The following is a 19917-nucleotide window of genomic DNA, read 5'->3' as shown; positions in this document are numbered from 1 at the left end:
TATGATTTTCTCAATCTCAAGCATTGACTGTTAGATCTGCGGCACTTTAAGACGGTTCGAGAGGGTGCTGGGAGTGGTTCCGTCTGGCAAGATTGCACCCTTAAGATAGGTCTGACCCAAAATTGCTTCACCCAAATTCGTATTGCTTAAATTTGCCTCAGTCAGATTTGCACCTGTGAAGTTTGCTTCGCTTAACATTGCTCCAACTAAAATTGCGCCTTTGAGATTGGCGTAACTTAAGTTCGTTTTAGTCAGATTTGCCTTGGTTAAGTTTGCACCGCTTAGATTGATGCCTCTGAAATTTAAACTTCTGAAATTTACGGCAATTAAGTTCAGATTCCGAAAGTCCCGTTGTCCTGCATTGTATCGGCTCAGAAGTTCTTTCGTATTCATTTGTTTCTTGGGTTTAGTTAAGGAATGCTGTATCGCTGCATGAAAAAATAGGTGAGTTGAAACGCTTGCACCATTTTCAATCCAGCCATGAATCATGTTTTCAGAGATCGACAATAAGGCAGACTCTGTAAGAGCTGCCTTTAAGACGGTAGAGTTGTACTTGCTCCCTGCTCGATCAGAATCTAGCGGCGAGAAGAGCCGCCTCTGCGATCGCCCCAACTTCCACTAGAAGAACTTCTCTCTTCACGAGGTTTTGCCTTGTTGACGGTCAAATCGCGCCCCATCCACTCGGCTCCGTTGAGAGCTTCGATCGCGGCTTCTTCCTCAGTGTCGGTTGCCATTTCGACAAACGCGAAGCCCCGAACTCGTCCAGTCTCCCGGTCGGTTGGTAACTGAACTCGCTTAACGGTTCCATATTCAGCAAAAATTTCGCTGAGGTTGTCCTGCATCACTTCGTAAGAAAGATTGCCAACGTAGATTGACATAAAAAACGGCTCCAGAATCATAATGTAGAGAGATTTAGGTTCGGAGCAACACTTAATGATAAGGAATTACACAGCCGAAAATATCGCTTCAGCCTTCAGCCTAACACAGCTTCTAAAAGTTCAACGACTGTATAGCTTAATAGAAACAATCCGATGTGTAGCTTAATAGAAGCAATGAGAGTTTTTTATCTACTGACAACACGCTCTAAGGTTGAAAGCATTTTCTAAGATTGCAAAGGACAAAGCGGATAATTTAGCGCTCAAATCTACGTATTGCGCTGTAACTTCTCTCTGTAACACTCAGAGATACCCCCAAAGGTATAGGCTCGATGGGAATTCTGCCGATACTATAGTAAATAGAAGTTCATTAAGAAGTGTAACAATGCAATCGAACAAAGCGACTAACTTACCTCCTGTTGCCACAGAATACAATGGTGTCGATCGCAATGCTTTTCTTTTCGGCTTCAATCCTCAAGCAGAACTCTGGAACGGTCGATTAGCAATGATCGGATTCCTTGCTTACTTAGCGTGGGACCTAGCAGGCTTTAGTGTGCTGCGCGATGTTCTACACCTGATTAAGTAGAGTGGTGGATCTTACATCTCAGCAACAGAGGTGTTTGCCAGGTATAACTATTCAATAATTTAGTCCTCAAACTTTGGAGCGAATCAATCGCGCCCCTAGTTCTGGGGACTTTTCAAATTTTATGCAGGTTGATGAATCACCATTGCGCTCCGATCTCTTTTCTATGCTGGTTTCTCAATGGATAATTTAAGAACTGGGTGTAAGGTCAAGCAACCTTTCTAAGCGATTACGCACTGCAACATCTGGGACTTGTGGTTTTAATTGCATTGTCATAGAAATGGTATGCTCTTGTTCTTGCTGCACAATCAGCACGGTACAGGGCAAGATTGGAGACAATGTCGGATGTAGTGCGTGACCGATGACGATCAAATCAGCGTACCAATTTCTCGCCGTTCTAATCAGAGCGTGCTCCGTCTTTTCGCTCAGTTCTGAAATGTCAACCTGAATTCCCAAGCCTATCGCCATTTCTGCCAGCGAATGTGCGATCGCTGCTGGATGTGTTCTCAGATCAACTAAACATAATTGAGCTTGATTTGCTCTAGCGAATCGGAGCGCAGTGTTAAACACACAATGCTGAGATGGAGCATCTTCAAGAACGACTAAAATTCTTCGGAACATTGCTTTTACCCCCTGCTACAGTGCTCAATATAATCGAGTTAGTTGAGGAACGTGTGAGGATGCACAGGTCGTAGCCACAAGTTCCTCAACAGTGCATTATGGTGCTTGTCCTTTAGTAAAAACTAGCTGCGGGTTCTTGGACGAGTTGTGATCGCCGCTCTGCTTGATGCCAGACTGGTCTACTTGTTAGAAGTTCTGTTACATCCATGCCATTCCCAATCACACCGGGAACGCTTGGATAGCCAGCACTTGCCCCGACCAGGAATAAATTCGGCAACTCAGTTTTGTAGCCCAATCGATTTAATCCGACTTGACGAGGCACTAACTTTGCTCCATAGATATTGCCTTCGGGTTGTCCGAGGTAAAACTCACTCGTCGTCGGTGTTCCGTAGACTTTCATTCGGCAGTAGCGATCGACATCTGGAATCAAATCTCGGACACTTTGCATGAGATGTTGATAGACCTCACGTTTTTTCGCCTTGTAAGCCTGCATATCTGTCTTGTGCAGTTCAGCAAACGCTTCATAGGGACAAACTGTTGCGACTTCTAACACATGATGCCCAAGAGGAGCCATACCGGGTTCTGAAGATTTGAGCGTTGGACAGGATAAAAAGATCCACGGATGGCTTAGATCGCCTGCGAGTTGGTTCTGATATTCTTCATTCAGATTTCCGGTTGGATAGTACCAAATGTTCCAGTTGCCAATGCCATATTGAGCCGGATCAAAGCGTTCATCGAGTCCGAGATAAATATTAAATGCGCTGGCAGAATAGTCATACTTTGTTAAGCGATCGCGTTCTTTCAAACTCAAGGCTTCAGCATCATGCATTAATCCGACAGTCAGTTTTGGATCAAGATCACTGATGTAAGCCTTGCTGGCAGAATAAGTTTTACCATTCGCAATGATTCCAGTAACCTGATGATTTGTGACCTGAATATGCTCCACTGGAGTCGAGTAGAGAATCACGCCACCTCTTTGACGAATCGCATCTGTAATCGTATCGACAAAGAATTTGAAGTGATGTTTCGGATAGTAAGCTCCTTCTGAGTAGTCCCAGACGAGTGCTGTATGGGTGAGTAGTGCAATTTCATTGGGTGGGAGCGCGTAATCGCCGCTCTGACCTGCGAGAATGGCTTGCAGTTTTGGAGATAGCCCGACCTGATCGTAGAGCATTTGCAATGTCCAATTGCGGCGGGCGAAGAGGTGCCAGTATTTGGGAAGTTTCAGCCAGTCTGTCCACTGCTGATTAAACCATTTCACTTCTTGAGTCAGGTCATGCACTTGCTGGTGAATGAGTTTGATTTCATCACAGTAGCGACGAATTGCATTTGCTTCTTCTGGAAAGGTTTGCAGAAGACGATTTCTCAAATTTTCCCAGCCTAACGGAATTCTAAAATCAGCTTCATTTGTGATCACTCGATCGATACACTCGGGATCAAGACTGTTGAACTCAACTTCTCGATCGATATAGTGGAGAAATTGATCGATTGTCTGTCCTTCTCCACATTGCGAAATATAGTGTACATCAGCACAGAAGCGGTAGTTTCCATAGTCAAAGGTATGGCAACAACCACCTGGAATATCATGCTGTTCTAGGATGAGGACTCGATGACCTTGACGAGTCAGACAAGCGGCTGTGGAGAGTCCACCTAGTCCTGCGCCCAGAATAATGTAATCAAAACGTTCCATATCAATCACCTTACGTTGCAGTGCAAAGGATCAGGAAACTTGCACAACAAGGAAACAATGTTCCCAACTGTTATGCAAGCAAGTGAGAGAAGGATGTATCTGAATGTTGCCGATTAAGAAGAACGAGCACTTCGGAATGTAAGACTAAACAAGAGAGGGTCTCATCACGTTTTCTCGTTGATAGAGGGCTGCTTTTCTATCTTTGACATCAGCGTAAACGAGGATTGTGAGGAACTTGTGAGGAATTCCACATTAAACGCAACATAAGTTCCTCAAATGATTTTTTTGCAGCCAAGAGGCAAATTTCTTCTGAATTTTTACTATACCTACCTCTATGCTATGAGTTGTCAGAAGATTTACCTTTTGACTGAGGCAGGCAAGACTTTTCTAGCTTATTACGAATCACATGCTGAAGCGACATCTATAGATATATAGATGATTTGTATTAAAAATATTAATCCTTTTGACAGAAGGTCTGTACATTTCTACGACTTACCTTAGAAGCACATCACAAAACTTCATGAATGGAAACAATTCGCAATGTATAACTACCAAAATAAGTTTCTACGATCGCTCTCTGCATTAGCTGTGCTTGCAGGACTGAGTGCAGCAACCATTCTTCCTGCTCAAGCACAAACAAATCCGCAGACTGGAACAACTGAGAATCAACGTCTTGCGCCTCTACTTCAGCAGGCGGCTGGAGCGGGTTCATTTACGACACTTGCAAGAGCCGTTGAAGCAGCAGGACTGACGAACGAGCTACAATCTCGCGGAGGAAATTACACGATTTTAGCTCCGACTGATGCCGCATTTGCTGCGCTGCCTCAAGGAACGCTCGATCGCTTGCTGCAACCTGAGAATCGCAACTTGCTCCGACAGGTGCTTGCTTATCACATTATCCCGCAGGAAGTAACTGCAAATGATTTTAGTACGGGAACAACGAGAGTGCTAGGCGGCGGAATTGCGGTTCGTGTCACTCCAGAACGAATTATCGTGAATGATGGTAGCGTTGTCCAAGCGGATATTCAGGCAGAAAATGGTGTGGTTCATGCAATTAACCGCGTTTTAATGCCGAGAGAGCTACGTGATCAATTAGCTTCACTGCAATAGTTCAGCAGATCAAGTGTGCAGTAGATTCAACTGAAATTCAATTATCACCTTGCTTGGGAGATTTTCTGATGACTTCTATCAACACTAGCAGTCTGGATCAAGCTGCTTTAGCATTTCAAAAATTGCCCGTTGAGGAGCAACTTGCAACATTGGGAATGCTATTACAAGAGATTTCTGGATCGATTCCCGTTCATGTTTCAAGCATGGGCGGAGAGATTGTCCCATTGATTCAACAAATTCACGAGCAACGTCAAGACGAGCAGTTACAAACACTAAGTGATTTCTTAGCAAATGAGACTGCAAAAGGGGATGAAGTTGCACTTGATCCTCATCCTAGTAAAGCAATGCTAGAACTGGTTCCGGGTTCGACTCAACCTGCTCTTACGCGCTATAAGTCCCTAGATAGTAATGCTCGCTTGGCGTTCTGGTATCAACTGGGACAATACTTGGGCGATGGCATTCCAGCAATTCCGTCTGGTTTTTCATTGTCGTCAGAAGCACATGACTTGTTGACTGCTCTACGATCGCTGAGTTTAGAGCAGCAGGCGGCTTTTCTGAGTCAAGTTGTATAACTGGTTTGAGCCAGGCTTTTGAGGTGTAAATGCTCGAAAGAGTGGGGAGTGGGGAGTGGGGAGTAGTTCTCTTAGCTCCCTGCTCCCTACTTTACAGATGGCTAGACCATTGCAACTGGCTTGCTCGGTTGTGGGGCTTTTAATGGATCATGTCCGATTTGCTGCATGATCCGATCTCTTGCTAAGCAACGGTACTCAGCAAAATGCTCTCCGGCGGCACAAAGTCCAAAATAGAGATTCAGCGATCGAGGTCTACGGACGATCATTTCCCAAAGCTGCCGCCAAAATTGAGCACGAAGCTCTGTTCGACGAATGCCTTGAATCCAAATGACCTGTGCTATCAATCGCAACCCCTTTTTCATCGGAAAATGTAAGTTTTGAGCTAAGCGCGGATTTGGAGAAATGGCTAAACAATGCTGAAAACAGCGTTTCAGATAGTTTGATGGTTCGTAGAGTGTCCAGAGTGTATTGATATAGTCTCTCGCAATCTCATCTAGGGAGCGAGTCGGAACAAAATTCATCAACGTGTTTTGATCTCCCACTTCGAGTAGGTCTCCTTGACTCTGCCGTAATCGATTTTCTCGCTTTAATCGTTCCCACAGATCGGTATTCGGAAGTGCCTGGAGAATTCCGAGCATCGGCTGAGGAATGTTTGTTTCTTCCACAAATGCACGAATGCGATCGCCTGCCCCTTCTCTCTCTCCATCAAAGCCTAAGATAAATCCGGCATAGATCAACAGCCCTGCTTTCGTGATCGTATGACAGGCTTCGACTAGAGGGCTACGCATGTTTTGATGTTTTCGAGTCGTCTGCAAGCTATCTTGATCCGGTGTTTCAATCCCAAGAAAAACCCCATAAAATCCTGCTTGCACCATTAGCTCGAGTAATTCTGGGTCGTCTGCTAGGTTCACTGAAGCTTCGGTCACAAAAGTAAATGGATAGTGGTGGGCTTCCATCCAGGGAATCAATTCGCGTAGGAACCGTTTCACATTACGTTGATTCCCAATAAAGTTATCATCGACAATAAACACCGAACCGCGCCATCCTAAAGAATATAAAACTTGAAGCTCTATGATCGCTTGATGGGGTTCTTTCGTTCGCGGCTTGCGCCCATAGAGCGTAATGATGTCGCAAAATTCACAATTGAAGGGGCATCCCCGCGAAAATTGAATCGACATCATTAGATAAGCATCGAGATCCAGCAAGTCAAATCGTGGAACTGGGCTTGTGGATACATCAGGTTTCTCTAACCCGCGAAAGATGCCTCGTTCTTCCCCGACTGCAATTGCACTGACAAATTGTGGAACCGTAACTTCACCTTCATCTAAAACTAAATAATCTGCGCCTGATGCTAAAGCATCTTCCGGCAGAGAAGTGGGATAAGGGCCGCCGACTGCAACTTTTTTACCTTGCTGAACAGCTTTCCGAATCAACGCATGGAAATCTGCTTTCTGCGCTAGCATCGCTGATAAGATGACCAGATCACACCATGCCCAATCTTCATCTGTTTCGACTCTGACATTGCGATCGCAAAATCGCACTTCCCAATTTAATGGAAGTAGTGCTGCAACGGTTAGAATTCCGAGCGGCGGAATAAAAGCTTTTAGCCCTGCCATTTCAATGAAGCGATCGTACGACCAAAATGTTTTCGGAAATTTGGGATAGAGCAAAAGTACTTTCATAGCAAATTCTCAACGTAGCGTGGAAGAACAAGTAAAGTCAGCTCACGTCTAATGAAACAATGCGTTCAAAGGGCGGACATTACCCTTCATTGAGAGATTCTTGAGAAAGCGGAATGCTCTAATTTTGATAGCAGTTTCTAAATCAAGATTCAGAAGATATAAAATTTATTACATAGACACGCCAAACTGTTACCTTCATTTACATAGAAGAAACTAAGGCTGCTGATAGTTTGTATCTTACTTTTTTGTAGTCGCTCTATTCTCGCGTTTCGGCTGTGCTCAATGTCCGGCTGCACGATCTGGTGCAAGTGACGCATAACCGAAACGCCTCTTTTGTTGAGTTGTGTGTTGAGCTGTAATTTAGCGAGCGTTGCGTTCTGCAATCACAACATCAGCGATCGCTTCTGGGAGTTCTGCTAAATCCGTATGATCGTCATCTATACTCACTGGCGAGACGAAAGTATAGCTCGGATCACATTCGCGAGTGTCATAAACTTGCACCACCCACTTATCTGGAATGCCTTCGATTCCAATCTCGACGACATACCAGCTTACACCCAAAAACTTTGAAGACAGAACAGTGAACCATTCTTGCTCAAGTTCAGGGATTCCTAAATCTTGGGTGAGAAATGCGATCGCTAATTCTCCGGCTTCGGTTGCAGTCAGTTCTAAGTTATTGATCATCATTGGGTTTCTCTGGATAAAGTCCAAGCTGTTTTGCCAGTTCACGGGCGATGTAGATCAGAAATCTTGCCCCATCTGGATTATTTTCGTGAGCCATCATGCTCGACACTTGTACTAATGTTTGTACAAATCCGGCATCAATTAAATCGGGTTGAGCATCTAACACTTCAGGTTCTTGCCCATTCGGACAAATCATCAATTCTTGAATCAGTTCGATATACTGAGCTTGTCTCGCTTCAGTGATTGCTTCAGCCATAAGATGAGGTTCCTCAAATACTTTGTTGCCAGAGACGTTCTAAGCGGGCGACTTTTTGCTTGAATCTTGCAGATTGATAAGATTGATAGGCAGTCCAGAGTGGAAACAAGAAGAATCCACTCATGCTGATCAAAGAAAGAGCTTCTGAAATTTGAGAGAGAGCCGGCAATCGGTGAATAAACTGCAAGTGGTGATACCACACTAAAGCAAATACGAACAATGCGGGTGTAATCACGATGAAGGTAATCAGACAGACTGCCAAAACATCGTCTAGGTTAGTTTTCATGGTGAGATCAGGGTTAGAAAGGCTTTGCAGTATGGGTTTCGCGATCGAAGAAAAACCGCGATCGCGGCTGAGTATCGCCATAGATCTGAAAGCTAACTGTCGGCTCATCCCCAATGGCTTCAACACAATGAATCGCGTCTGGTGCAAAGCTGACAATTTCGTTCGGGCTAATAATTTTTTCGCCAATTGGCTCAATTTTGTTCGGGAAATCCGGATCACCCACTCGCCGCCAAAAGGTTTGCTTTTCCTGCCCCTTCAGAACAGCCGTAATTCCCCAAGTTCCATGATTATGAATTGGAGAAACCAAACCTGGAGCAAAAGTAACATTTTGAACCGTGAGAGGATAGCCAATTTCGTCGTATAAGGTCAAAACCGAACTGCCTGTTTTAGAGCAAGGTTCGAGAAATTGGGTACGAACATAGTAAGAATTGATGATCAGTTTACGAACTAAGCGACGGAGTTGGGGCAAATGATCCCACTCATCTGCCTCATGTTTGACTTGTGCGAGAAGATCAATGACTTCGGTCAGAAATCGATGAAGATAGTAATGTTCTTCAATTAAGTCCCATTCTCGTGTTGCAGGTCGAGTCTGGCACTGTCCATCATCGGTTACAATCCAGTCCAAGGTTTTCATAGTCTTGAGAGAGGTGAAGGTCAATTCTATGCGATTCCAGAGTTCCGAAAAGGCTAGTCATCTTCTTCAGGCGGTTGAGTTAATACATCAAATACAGTTGTTGCACTTCCGAATTCTTTTCCATCGATTTCTTTAATCCGAGAAGTAATCTCTTTTGCTTTTTCGAGCTCTCCCAACTTTGCCCAAACTAGTCCTGATGCACCATAGGCATTGAGGTAAAGCCGAATGCTCGGATCTTCTCGTCGATCGAGCAATATCGGCTTCAAGTCACTCCACAGCTCAGGCAATTTTTCGAGTTCTCGAACACGATCAATCACTTTCTGAGCAATTTGCAGTGCCATCCAAGCATTACTTTTGTAGAAAAAGTAGCGATAGGCAGTGACCAAGACATCTAAATTGACTTCAGCTTTTGCGAGAGCTTCGAGGATATACTGGTCAGACTGCGCTGTATTTTCCCAAGCATTGGCAGCACAGAGCAAAATTGCTTTGATATCTTCAGGGACATCGTACCAGGAAAGAGTTGGGGAGGACATGGTTAGAATTGAGTCAAGATGTAGAGTAAGGCAAACAAGATAATCCAAATGATGTCTACAAAGTGCCAGTAGATTTCTGCCATTTCAATGCCTGTATGTTTGGTAGCAGAGTAATGACCTGGACGACGCGATCGCCATAACACTCCCAGAATCAAAAGCAACCCGATGAATACATGCAATCCGTGGAATCCGGTCATCATATAAAAGCAATTTGAGAAGGTATTGGTCGTCAGACCATAACCGAGATTGAGGTATTCGTAGACTTGACCGCCTAAGAAAATTGCTCCCATTAACGCTGTGATGCTGTACCAGAGGCGCATTCCTTTCACATCATTCTGTTTGATAGCAACATCGCCTTTGTGAATTACGAAGCTACTCGAAACCAGAATGATCGTGTTAATGCTAGGAATAAGCAGTTCGACTTCAGTTTCTTTCGGAGGAAAATCTGGCGTGATCCCTCTTAAAAACAGGTAAGTCGCGAACAATGCACCGAACATTAATGATTCAGAAATCAGAAACGTGAGTAGCCCCAAAGTCCGAAAATCGGGATGTTCTTCGTGGCCGTGTGAGGCGGTTGAATGGGTGGAGTCGATAGTAACTTGAGTCATGATGATTGAAGAGATAGCAAGAAGTTTGGAAATGCTTGAGAATGGCTCTCTAAATTCTCTCAATTTCGGAATTTACAGAACCAAGAGGATGTTTGAAAAGTATCGTTTCTGGCACTCACCCGCCCCTCGACTGAAAGTCGGGGCTAACGGTACGAAGTCCTTTGAAAAGGACTGGAAACTTGATGTTGACAGTCTTTTAGTCCCTTGAGTGGACTTGCTTCTGTTAGCCCGGATTTTCAATCACGGGCGGGATAGCAACGAGAGCAAAGAAACTTTCTATACTTTTAAAACATCCTCTAAAGCTAACAAAAACGCAATAAGCAGATCGACTACTGCACAGGCGCAGGCTCGCTTGCAGATGGAGGCGCTTCCGGCTCACTCATCCCATAGTCGTAAGGGCCATGAGTGACAACAGGCAGCACTTCCCAATTCTCAATCATCGGTGGAGAACTCGTTGTCCATTCCAGAGTCAATGCATTCCAAGGATTGTCACCTGCTAGCTGACCCTTACTCCAACTGCGAATCACATTGAAGTAGAAAGGAATGACCGAAATTGCCAGAATATAGGCTCCAACTGTGCAAAGCTGATTCACAGAAGTAAACTGCGGATCATACATAGCGACTCGGCGCGGCATTCCTTGTAAGCCTAAGTAGTGCATTGGCAAGAAGGTTAAGTGCGTCCCAATAAAGGTCAACGCAAAATGAATGCGTCCCAAACGCTCATCTAGCATTCTGCCCGTGATTTTGGGGAACCAGTGGTAAATTCCAGCATAGATGCCGAACACAGAACCCCCGTATAGAACATAGTGGAAGTGTCCAACCACATAGTAAGTATCATGAACATGCAAATCAAATGGAGCTGTTCCTAAAGTAACTCCACCTAAACCGCCCATTACAAACATTGAGAGTAACCCGATCGCGAAGAGCATCGCACTGGTATAGCGAATTTTTCCACCCCAGAGCGTTGCCACCCAACCAAAGATTTTCACCCCAGTCGGCACAGCCACAATCAAGGTTGAAATCGTAAAGAACATTCTCATCCAGCCTGGCGTTCCACTTGTAAACATATGGTGAACCCAGACAAACAATCCGACTAAACAGATTGCCACGCTGGAATACGCGATCGCTTTATATCCAAAAATTGGCTTGCGAGCGTGTACCGGAATGACTTCAGACATGATTCCGAAAATCGGCAGAATCATCAAGTAGACCGCAGGGTGAGAGTAGAACCAGAATAAGTGCTGGTAGAGCACAACATTGCCGCCTGCATCTGGCTTATAGAAAGACGTGCCGAAGTTGATGTCAAACAGCAGCAAGATTAAACCGATCGTTAAAACAGGAGTCGAGAGTAGCGCCAAAATCGAGGTTGCCATCAATGCCCAACAAAACAGCGGTACTTGCGTCCACTTCATGCTAGGAACTTTCAGCTTCCAAATCGTAATCACAAAGTTGAGCGAACCTAGGACTGAAGAGGTTCCGACTAATGCGATCGCAGCAATCCAAATCGATTGTGCAATCGGAGCGGTGATAATACTCAAGGGCGGATAGGCTGTCCAACCTGCCTGAGCACCCCCAAACAAGAAGCTCAGCATCAGTAACAACCCGGCTGGAGGATTGAGCCAGAATGCGATCGCATTTAGCTTCGGAAAAGCCATATCGCGCGCACCCACCATCAGAGGAATGAGGAAATTTCCAAATCCTCCAATTGCCGCAGGAACAATCCATAAGAAGATCATGATTGTTCCATGATTGGTCATGAAAGCATTGTATAAGCTGGTATCTACTAAATCAGGATCAGGAGTCGCGAGTTCTGTCCGAACTGCAACTGCCATAAATCCGCCGACTAAGTAGAAGAAGAATGCAGTGACCAGGTATTGAATCCCAATCACTTTATGATCGGTGTTGAATGTGAAATAGTCATACCACTTCCAAGCAGGATGGGAGGCAGCCGGATTTGCCTCGGAAGAGATGACTAGATTTTGATCTTGAGTTTGAGCCATGATGCTAAGGATGCAAGTGCGCTAAATGTTCTGCGGTGATGCCGAGGTCTTTGGCATAGGGTGCAAGAAATTCTGAGTCAGAGAGGGTTGCAACTGCTCGATTTGTCTCTGAGACTTGAGCAATCTTGGTTTCCTCGACCCATTTCTCATAGTCTTCGCGAGTTTGCACAACGACTGTCGATCGCATTCCACCGTGATAAGCTCCACAGAGTTCGGTACATACGATCGGAAATTCGCCCAGTTTTGTCGCGACGAATTGGAGCTGGGTTTGCTCACCTGGAATGACATCTTGTTTGATGCGGAATTGAGGAACCCAGAATGAGTGAATCACATCCTGAGCTTTCATATTGAGAACAACTTTTTGCCCGATGGGTACATGCAATTCACCGGGCATGACCCCTTCAGTAGGATAGTCAAACAGCCAAGCATACTGCATTGCAGTTACATTCACATTCAGTCCACCTTCGTGATTCTCGGTGAGACCATAGGCGGGAATGCGAGTTGTAGAACTGGTCGTAGAACTGTCTGTAGAACTGCTCGTTTCATCACTTGCATCGGCAATCATTGGTGCTGCGATCGCAGTTCCCATCGTATCGTGATGAGCATGAGTCGCAGCAGAGTGGACATGCGCCATTGCTGAACCCGCAGAAATGCCGCCCATGTGTTCATAGACATCAACGCTATAGACTCCCAAGCCAATCACAATGATGCTGGGAATCGCAGTCCAGAGAATCTCTAGAGCAAAGTTGCCTTCGATCGGAACGCCATCTGTTTCGTCGCCATCAGGTTTGTGGTATTTGAGGGTGAAAAACAGAATTGTGCCTTGAACCACAATGAAGAGTGCAGTTCCAATGCCGACCATAACGCTAAAGAAGTCGTCTACCCAAGGAGCTTGCTCTGAAGCTTGCACAGGCAGGAGGTGATGGTTTTGGCTAACCCAGAAGCTGATCAAGGTGATCACAACGCCTGCAATTAGGGTTAGCAGTGAAGTAGGAATTTGGTTCATAGGTTGCTTCAAGCGAGTTTAGAAACAGCAATGTTGCAAAATTCGGAAACACGATTGCTGAAGCTAAAGGGATAGATTGACTAGTATTAAAACGAGCTTTTACTATCTGAAACTACTGCTTAATCGTAATCTGATTTGCGACAAATTCAAGTTAAGAAGATCTTAAAATCCTCTGTATTTAGACAGATAAACGATCGCTATAACCCCTGCTTTGATTAGATTAATTGCAGATATGTATTGATAATTACAAATCGAATTTGGACGAATGTTTGCAACAAACATATTTTGAAATCGCTCAGATGAGCTTCAAGAAAAAATCAATTTTGACTTTGAATTACAGTCATTAAATTAGCCGGTTATCTACAGCATAATTTTTAGAAAAAATGTAAAAAATGCTATGTTTTAGAAAACAGAGATTGTTTACTATGAACAATCTTTTCTAAATGTTAAAATAATGTTGATTTGCTCAAGCTGAACAGTAGAACGCTGCTAGCTCAATTAGAAAAGAATACGAATTGACTTGTATAAATACTCCCCTGCTTTTCGTTACGTGTGCTCCAGTTAAAACTTCAATTTATTTTGCGGTCTCAACAACAAGGAGACTTAGACGGATCAAGCTTACTCTCTACCTGTGTTGCCCCAACAACGGAGCATTATGGCGTACAAAATTTCTGGTGACTGTATGGGATGTGATGTCTGTCGTCCTCAATGCCCGACCGGAGCTATTTGCATTGAGGACACTGGCGCTCTGTGGATTAATCCAGTGCTCTGTAATGACTGCGAAGGATATTTTGACGAGCCTCAATGTTTGTCGGTGTGCACTCAGAATTCGGTGCTTCCTTACCAAGCAATGAAAGGTCGATCGAGAATTGTAGAGACAAGACCGATTACTAGCCCTGAATTGTTTACAAATGGTAAGAATAGCCCGTTTGCTTCTGCGATCGTCATTTGGGAAGCGTGTAATCTACTCGCTCAGCGCAAATCTTTACCCTGGAAAGTTCAAAACGGAACGGTCGAATATCAGCGATCGATTCATCACGGTCAAGGCTTGATCACGCTCAAATTAGCAAATGATCTGGGGGATTCTCCCATCCCTGCAACTAAGCAGGATGCTTTAGAAATTTTAGATGAGATGGATATTCGAGCCGCTTGTTTGCATCTGCTGTATGCCGCTTATGCAACCACTTTAGAGAAGCCTTGGGAAGAAGAATTTGTGATCAGTGATCAACAGATTGAAGCTTATCTAGGGTTAGACAAGCGAAAGGATTTGAGTAAGCCTGTCAAACTGAATTTGATCAAAGATTTAGTCGAAACGCCTTGTTGGTTAACTGCCTCGATCGATTTTCCAAAGCAAGGTAAAGTTCCAGCATTTTCGCTTTCTGATAGTCGCTTATGGCATTTACTCGAAATTCAGCATCATTTTCAAGAAGATGATTTGAAGTGTAAGCATTTAGTTGGCTTGACGTTTAGGATCAAAGCGGGTGCGTGGGCGAAGTACTTTCTGAATAAGCAAGAGTGTAAAGAGCAATCCGCATTTTATCAATACGGTAATCTCCCGAAATCTTTGATTTTTCTGATTATGAGCATTTGGCAGCAGCATGAAGGTGCAGCTCGGATGCTGTTGTGGTTACTATTTAAGGTGCGAATTGGAAGAGAGCAAAGGGTTACAGTGCCGACCTTGATGCGGATTGCGTATGGCGAAGAGAAAGTTATGCTTGCCAATGCTCAACGGGAGGAACGAAAGCGGATTGTCAGAGCGTTTGAGAATGATTTATCTGTGTTGGATAACTATGGGTTAAAGCCTGAGTTTGATCCAGTGACTTATCCGCCTGAGATTCGACCGTTGTGGTCGAAGTTAGCAGGTTTGCCAGATGATGCGGAAGAAGCGCTTGAGTTCTGGATGAATGATGGCAGCGGAGATTCACGATTAACGGATGCGGCTCCTCGCGGGAAGTGGAATCTATTGATGAATGCTCGAATTTTGTCGTTTGCTTTGCCCGTGGACTGGGAACAGTCTTCAGGGTTGCAGAAGAAGAAAAAGCGGCAGAGTGGGAAACAGCAGAAGTCTAAAAATCGAAGTTCGCAGTCGATGCTATCAAGTGACGAGATTGTGAATGCGAGAAAGAGTATTGGGTTGAGTCAGAGACAGCTTGCTGAGCGGGCTGGAAAGAGCCAGAGTTGGATTCGGGATATTGAGAATGGGCGATTTCAGATTAAAGCTCAGGATCAAGCAGTGTTGAAGAAAGTCTTGGGATTGTGATGTCTGATGGACTGATTATCTGGATGATAGGGTTTTGAGGAGATCTGCGATCGCGTTTGGTTCCATCCCACTGAGTCGCTTTTTCCCAGGCATGAGCATAATGTTGGGGGCCATTGAGCATTTGCCTAAGCAGTCAGATCGTTCAATGGTGGCAACGGTGTGCAGTTCGCGATCGCGGATTGCTGTTTCGAGTTCGCGATGCTGTTTTCGTCCCCCTTTGCGTTGGCATTTAGAGTTTTGACAAACTAAGACCCGGTAGCAAGGTTTATCAGAGCAGGGTTTGTCAGGGCAGGATTTCTCGGACTTGAATTCAATGAGCTTTTCGCCCTTAAATTCAATGAGCTTTTCGCTAGTTGGATGCGATCGCAAAATTTGCTGAGCGGTCAGTTTGACGCTGCCAGATTTGGGGTCAATGCTTTGTTTACCCGTGACTTGAATTGGATCTAGAGGGCGGAGAGGGGAGGAGTGCTCGATCGAGCGAAACAATGCAGCTCGAACCTGTTTTGAGAGTTTGATTTGAATCTCTTCGTTTGCGGCAGACATCCGGAGATATTTGAGTTTTCCACTTTCGACAACGAAAGCTAAAAATTGTCCATCTAAGCAAAATTCGCGGGATTGAGCATCTTCAATGAGCATAATAGGACTCTCGGTGAAGGATACAAGGTAGACAGGTCTTGAACATTAAAGCACGTGCATTTTGAGAGTTAGTTTCAGGACAAGACGAACTTGGAGAAAGAGTTTGAATAGCTTCGTGTTCTTGGTTCAGCGCTAGCAACCCCGGAACACCGATAGTAGTGGAGAATAATAGCTGAGAATCATTGTCAAATTAAAAGCAGTATTTCCCAATAAGGGATTTAAACTAATCAGAGCAAGATAAGTTACAACAACGCAAAGCCCTATCTAAAAGGATGTTTGAAACGTATCGTTCACCGCTTTTATCTGTCCCGGAATGAATTCGGGGCTAGTTGAACGAAGTCCCGTTCACGGGACTAACAGCCAATCAAAATCAGGTCTTCAGTCCCTTTAGTGGACTTCGCACTGTTAGCCCGAAATTTCATTTCAGGGCGAGATAGAACGGAGCGAGGACACTGTTGATATGTTTCAAGTTGATATGTTTCAAGTTGATATGTTTCAAACCCCATCTAAGAGATGCATATCCGCAAGCAGCACAATCAACAGCCTATGATCAAGGGAGACGAAGAGTAACCACTCCCCACTCCCCACTCCCCACTCCCTACCCTAAATCCGCCGAGCCTCAACCGTCTGCGGCAACTTCATCGGCTCCTCCATCACGGGCATTGCTAGCTCCCAACCATTCGCCAACGTGTAAATCTTACCGTCCGCAGTTTCCGCTTCACTGACAACTTCTTCTTCTAAATCCTTCTTCGGCACATAAACAACCAAATGCCCGATCGCATTTTTACGTAACATCACTTTCATAGCACTTCCTCTGCGGATTCTAGTTCTTTACTCCGGCAACCGACTACAAAACCGGACTGCATAAAATGAACAGCGTAAATGTAATAGGTCTGTAGAAACGTTCCAATACTCACGACGTAGCCAGTGTCTCCTTTTTTAGCAAGAGTTACACCGATGTCTTGCCCTGGAAAAGTTCCATCATTACGAATCAAGCGGCGGGTTTTTACTTTATGACCAATTTCATAAAGCGGTTGATCATCAATTTCTACTTCATCGGGTCGCATCGTATCACTCCTATCGAGGGACTAAACTTAAGAGTTCTTCAGTCGTCAAACTTCGCTTCAACTGCATCGACAAATCCCGAACCGAATTCAAAACGGATTGTGTTTCTTCAAGTTCTAGAATGATGCCGTGCTGTGCTAGCAGATTTGCAACGAGATGTTTACCTGAATGTTTACCAGCAACGAGACGACGCTGCCAACCGACTTCTTCAGGCGAGAAAGGCTCATAGGTTTTTGGATTTTTTAGAACTCCATCCCCATGAATTCCAGCTTCGTGAGCAAATGCATTTGATCCGACGATCGCTTTCCAGGGTGGAACTGTACTACCGGATGCTTTGGAAACAACTCGTGACAGGGAAAGCAGTTGTGATGTATCGATTCCAACAGGCGTATGATAGACCTGCTTCAAACCCATGACCACTTCCTCAAGCGCAGCGTTTCCGGCTCTTTCACCTAAACCATTGACGGTTGTATTGACCGAAGTTGCACCTGCTTTGATGCCTGCTAGAGCATTGGCAGTCGCAAGTCCTAGATCATTGTGAGTATGCATTTCGATCGCGATGTCAGACCGATCAACTAAAGCTTTCACTTTGTTAAATGTACTAAATGGATCGAGAATCCCAACCGTATCGCAGAAGCGAAATCGAGACGCACCCCAATCCTGGGCGTAGAGTGCAACATCGAGCAGGAAGGTTTCATCGGCTCTAGAAGCATCCTCGCCACCGACTGAAACATACAATCCATGATCTACTGCAAAGCAAATCGTGTCCCGCAAGCGTTCTAACATCGATCGCCAACGTCCTTGAAACTTGGCAGCAATTTGAATTTCTGAAACGGGAACTGAGATATGAACTCGGCTCAAGCCGCAAGAGAGTGAGGCCGCAATGTCAGAAATGGTAGCGCGATTCCACCCAAGAAGCTTTGCATTTAAGCCAAGTTGGTTAATTGCAGAGATTGCTTCTGTCTCTTGTCTCCCCATTGCGGGAATGCCAATTTCGAGTTCTTGTACACCGATGTCGTCGAGGAATTTTGCGATCGCAATTTTTTCATCGATTGTAAATGCAACTCCTGCTGCTTGCTCTCCGTCTCTCAAGGTCGTGTCATTGATTTGGATCTGGTTCATCGCCTTTGTCCCCCAGGAATGCACAAAAGAAATGCACAAAAGAAATGCACAAAGCAAGAAAGGTGGTGGAAAGACAATCCCACCACCTGAGATCGGCTTTATCGGATCAAGTCATACGAGATGTCGGTCTTCGATGGAATGATTGTGTTGCGATCGAGTTCATCTAACAACGTATTGACGATCCAGTTGAGCAGGTTGATCGTTCCCTTGTACCCGAAGGTTTCGTAGCGGTGTAAGTGGTGACGATCAAAGATCGGATATCCAATCCGAACCATCGGTGTTTTGGTATCGCGCCAGAGGTACTTTCCATAGGAGTTGCCAATGAAGAGATCAACAGGCTCAGTGAAGAGTAGTGATCTCATGTGCCACAGGTCTTTTCCACCCCAGATCTTGCCATTGGCACCAAAAGGACTGGAATCAAGTAAGGCTTGCAGTTCTGCTTCAAACTCAGCATTGCTATTGGTGACAACAATGTGAGTCGGTTCTGCACCCAGTTCAAGCAAGAAGCTGACTAAGCCAATGACGAGATCCGGATCGCCGTACATTGCGATCTTCTTGCCGTGAAGCCAAGCTTGTGAATCGGTGATTGCATCAACTGCGCGTCCCCGTTCGTCTTCTAGCTCCTTGGGAATGGGCTTGCCTGTGAGTTCAGAGAGTTTCACCAAGAAAGCATCTGTGCCACGAATCCCAATCGGGCGAACAACAGAAATAGGCTGTTTCCAATCCTTGGCGATGTACTCACGGGTTTTGGTGGTGGAGTAGGCTTGTAATGCGATCGTCGCTTCTGCATTGATCGAATCTGCTGCGACATCGAGCGGAGTTCCACCGGGGTACATATTGTACTCGCCGTTGTTGGGTGAATCGAGATAATCAGAGTTGTCTGCTAAGAGCGTATAGTCAACCCCCATGACCTCAGCCAAGCGCTTCACTTCGCGCAAGTTGCCAACATAGGTTTCAAACCCTGGAATAAAGTTGATCTTGCCGTTCGTCGTTTCTGCCTTCTTGCCTTCGGTAAGGGTCGTCAAAATGCCCTTCATCATGTTGTCGTAGCCCGTGATGTGGGAGCCGACAAAGCTCGGAGTGTGAGCATAAGGAACGGGGAATTCTTCAGGGACAGAGCCTCTTTCTTTCGAGGTTTTGATGAAGGCTTGTAGGTCATCCCCGATGACTTCTGCCATGCAAGTTGTACACATGGCGATCATTTTAGGTTTGTAGAGGCTGTAGGAGTTTGCTAAGCCTTCAACCATGTTGTTCAGTCCGCCAAAGACGGCTGCATCTTCTGTCATTGAGGAGGAGACAGCAGAGAAAGGTTCTTTGAAGTGACGGGTGAAGTGGCTACGGAAGTAAGCTACACACCCTTGGGAGCCGTGTACGAAAGGAAGAGTCTGCTCAAATCCGACTGCTGCGAGAATTGCGCCTAGAGGTTGGCAAGCTTTTGCAGGGTTAACAGTCAGGGCTTCCCGCTCGAAATTTTTCTCGCGGTATTCCCAGGTTTTTGTCCAGTCTGCAATGCGTTGAACTTCTTCGGCGGAGTGACCACCTTCGTATTGTTTCTTGTCTGCAAACAACTCCTGATATTCGGGTTGTTGGAATAGTGTTGCGTGGTCTTGGATCTTATCAATGTTGTTCTGAGCCATGAGAGAGTTCTCCAGAGAGAGGATGGAGGGTGAATTTTGAAGAGGGAAAGGTTTGCT

22 protein-coding genes are annotated in these 19917 nt (G+C 45.2%); 4 read left to right on the top strand and 18 right to left on the bottom strand.

Annotated features, from left to right (window positions below):
• Positions 1 to 30: 30 nt before the first annotated feature.
• Both J0L70_RS20350 and rbp read right to left on the bottom strand, forming a co-directional pair.
• Positions 31 to 393, bottom strand: coding sequence for a pentapeptide repeat-containing protein (locus J0L70_RS20350; RefSeq protein WP_287455686.1), 363 nt, complete (start codon positions 391 to 393; stop codon positions 31 to 33).
• Between the two features lie 182 nt (positions 394 to 575).
• Positions 576 to 878 (bottom strand): RNA-binding regulator, encoded by a 303-nt coding sequence (gene rbp / locus J0L70_RS20345; protein WP_026148750.1) that lies wholly within the window; start codon positions 876 to 878, stop codon positions 576 to 578.
• 382 nt (positions 879 to 1260) lie between these two features.
• Between rbp and J0L70_RS20340 the strand changes: the two genes are divergently transcribed.
• The gene (locus J0L70_RS20340) at positions 1261 to 1461 is read left to right on the top strand and encodes a chlorophyll a-b binding domain-containing protein (RefSeq protein WP_017289052.1); all 201 of its coding nucleotides are present in this window, start codon (positions 1261 to 1263) and stop codon (positions 1459 to 1461) included.
• A gap of 186 nt (positions 1462 to 1647) precedes the next feature.
• Here J0L70_RS20340 and J0L70_RS20335 read toward each other — a convergent pair whose 3' ends face one another.
• Together J0L70_RS20335 and J0L70_RS20330 are read right to left on the bottom strand one after the other, a co-directional pair.
• Positions 1648 to 2079 (bottom strand): universal stress protein, encoded by a 432-nt coding sequence (locus tag J0L70_RS20335; protein WP_287455685.1) that lies wholly within the window; start codon positions 2077 to 2079, stop codon positions 1648 to 1650.
• Between the two features lie 112 nt (positions 2080 to 2191).
• Positions 2192 to 3769, bottom strand: a complete 1578-nt coding sequence (locus J0L70_RS20330) for a phytoene desaturase family protein (protein WP_026148749.1) — start codon at positions 3767 to 3769, stop codon at positions 2192 to 2194.
• Positions 3770 to 4309: 540 nt separating this feature from the next.
• On the opposite strand from J0L70_RS20330, the gene J0L70_RS20325 reads away from it, so the two are divergent.
• On the top strand, positions 4310 to 4879 hold the full coding sequence (locus tag J0L70_RS20325; protein ID WP_287455684.1) for a fasciclin domain-containing protein: 570 nt from the start codon (positions 4310 to 4312) through the stop codon (positions 4877 to 4879).
• Positions 4880 to 4947: 68 nt separating this feature from the next.
• Positions 4948 to 5451 carry an orange carotenoid protein N-terminal domain-containing protein gene (locus tag J0L70_RS20320; RefSeq protein ID WP_287455683.1) on the top strand — a complete coding sequence of 168 codons (504 nt, stop codon included), beginning with the start codon at positions 4948 to 4950 and terminating at the stop codon, positions 5449 to 5451.
• A gap of 101 nt (positions 5452 to 5552) precedes the next feature.
• Here the strand turns inward: J0L70_RS20320 and J0L70_RS20315 are convergent, their stop codons facing one another.
• The 9 genes from J0L70_RS20315 to J0L70_RS20275 all read right to left on the bottom strand — a co-directional run bounded on the left by J0L70_RS20315 (position 5553) and on the right by J0L70_RS20275 (position 13140).
• Positions 5553 to 7133, bottom strand: coding sequence for a B12-binding domain-containing radical SAM protein (locus J0L70_RS20315; protein ID WP_287455682.1), 1581 nt, complete (start codon positions 7131 to 7133; stop codon positions 5553 to 5555).
• A 360-nt stretch (positions 7134 to 7493) separates the two neighbouring features.
• Complete coding sequence (locus J0L70_RS20310) at positions 7494 to 7820, bottom strand: hypothetical protein (RefSeq protein WP_017289045.1); 327 nt, start codon at positions 7818 to 7820, stop codon at positions 7494 to 7496.
• Positions 7807 to 8073 (bottom strand): hypothetical protein, encoded by a 267-nt coding sequence (locus J0L70_RS20305; protein WP_268242621.1) that lies wholly within the window; start codon positions 8071 to 8073, stop codon positions 7807 to 7809. The genes J0L70_RS20310 and J0L70_RS20305 overlap by 14 nt, the downstream gene beginning before the upstream one ends.
• Before the next feature lie 13 nt (positions 8074 to 8086).
• Positions 8087 to 8359: a hypothetical protein gene (locus J0L70_RS20300; protein WP_017289043.1), complete on the bottom strand. Its 273-nt coding sequence runs from the start codon at positions 8357 to 8359 to the stop codon at positions 8087 to 8089.
• A gap of 13 nt (positions 8360 to 8372) precedes the next feature.
• Positions 8373 to 8993 (bottom strand): cysteine dioxygenase family protein, encoded by a 621-nt coding sequence (locus tag J0L70_RS20295; protein WP_017289042.1) that lies wholly within the window; start codon positions 8991 to 8993, stop codon positions 8373 to 8375.
• A gap of 53 nt (positions 8994 to 9046) precedes the next feature.
• Positions 9047 to 9526 carry a hypothetical protein gene (locus J0L70_RS20290; RefSeq protein ID WP_017289041.1) on the bottom strand — a complete coding sequence of 160 codons (480 nt, stop codon included), beginning with the start codon at positions 9524 to 9526 and terminating at the stop codon, positions 9047 to 9049.
• Between the two features lie 2 nt (positions 9527 to 9528).
• On the bottom strand, positions 9529 to 10134 hold the full coding sequence (locus tag J0L70_RS20285; protein WP_287455681.1) for a cytochrome c oxidase subunit 3: 606 nt from the start codon (positions 10132 to 10134) through the stop codon (positions 9529 to 9531).
• A gap of 329 nt (positions 10135 to 10463) precedes the next feature.
• The gene (ctaD, locus tag J0L70_RS20280) at positions 10464 to 12134 is read right to left on the bottom strand and encodes a cytochrome c oxidase subunit I (RefSeq protein ID WP_287455680.1); all 1671 of its coding nucleotides are present in this window, start codon (positions 12132 to 12134) and stop codon (positions 10464 to 10466) included.
• A gap of 4 nt (positions 12135 to 12138) precedes the next feature.
• A complete protein-coding gene (locus tag J0L70_RS20275) occupies positions 12139 to 13140 on the bottom strand; it encodes a cytochrome c oxidase subunit II (protein ID WP_017289037.1) in 1002 nt (333 codons plus the stop codon).
• A gap of 655 nt (positions 13141 to 13795) precedes the next feature.
• Here J0L70_RS20275 and J0L70_RS20270 point away from each other — a divergent pair.
• The gene (locus J0L70_RS20270; protein WP_268242624.1) at positions 13796 to 15400 is read left to right on the top strand and encodes a helix-turn-helix domain-containing protein; all 1605 of its coding nucleotides are present in this window, start codon (positions 13796 to 13798) and stop codon (positions 15398 to 15400) included.
• Positions 15401 to 15415: 15 nt separating this feature from the next.
• On the opposite strand, the gene J0L70_RS20265 is transcribed toward J0L70_RS20270, so the two are convergent.
• From J0L70_RS20265 to nifK, 5 genes are all read right to left on the bottom strand, one after another.
• Positions 15416 to 16036 carry a (2Fe-2S) ferredoxin domain-containing protein gene (locus J0L70_RS20265; protein ID WP_287455679.1) on the bottom strand — a complete coding sequence of 207 codons (621 nt, stop codon included), beginning with the start codon at positions 16034 to 16036 and terminating at the stop codon, positions 15416 to 15418.
• Between the two features lie 603 nt (positions 16037 to 16639).
• A complete protein-coding gene (nifT, locus tag J0L70_RS20260; RefSeq protein WP_017289034.1) occupies positions 16640 to 16840 on the bottom strand; it encodes a putative nitrogen fixation protein NifT in 201 nt (66 codons plus the stop codon).
• Positions 16837 to 17103: a nitrogen fixation protein NifZ gene (locus J0L70_RS20255; protein WP_017289033.1), complete on the bottom strand. Its 267-nt coding sequence runs from the start codon at positions 17101 to 17103 to the stop codon at positions 16837 to 16839. Before J0L70_RS20255 ends, nifT begins: the two co-directional genes overlap by 4 nt.
• Positions 17104 to 17113: 10 nt before the next feature.
• Positions 17114 to 18223, bottom strand: coding sequence for a homocitrate synthase (nifV, locus tag J0L70_RS20250; RefSeq protein ID WP_268242626.1), 1110 nt, complete (start codon positions 18221 to 18223; stop codon positions 17114 to 17116).
• 98 nt (positions 18224 to 18321) lie between these two features.
• Positions 18322 to 19860 (bottom strand): nitrogenase molybdenum-iron protein subunit beta, encoded by a 1539-nt coding sequence (gene nifK, locus J0L70_RS20245; protein WP_287455678.1) that lies wholly within the window; start codon positions 19858 to 19860, stop codon positions 18322 to 18324.
• Positions 19861 to 19917 lie beyond the last annotated feature (57 nt).

It is taken from the genome of Leptolyngbya sp. UWPOB_LEPTO1, from assembly GCF_017302695.1.
GTDB classification, from domain to species: Bacteria; Cyanobacteriota; Cyanobacteriia; order Leptolyngbyales; family Leptolyngbyaceae; genus Leptolyngbya; species Leptolyngbya boryana.
This window is presented reverse-complemented; position numbering and strand designations above follow the sequence as displayed.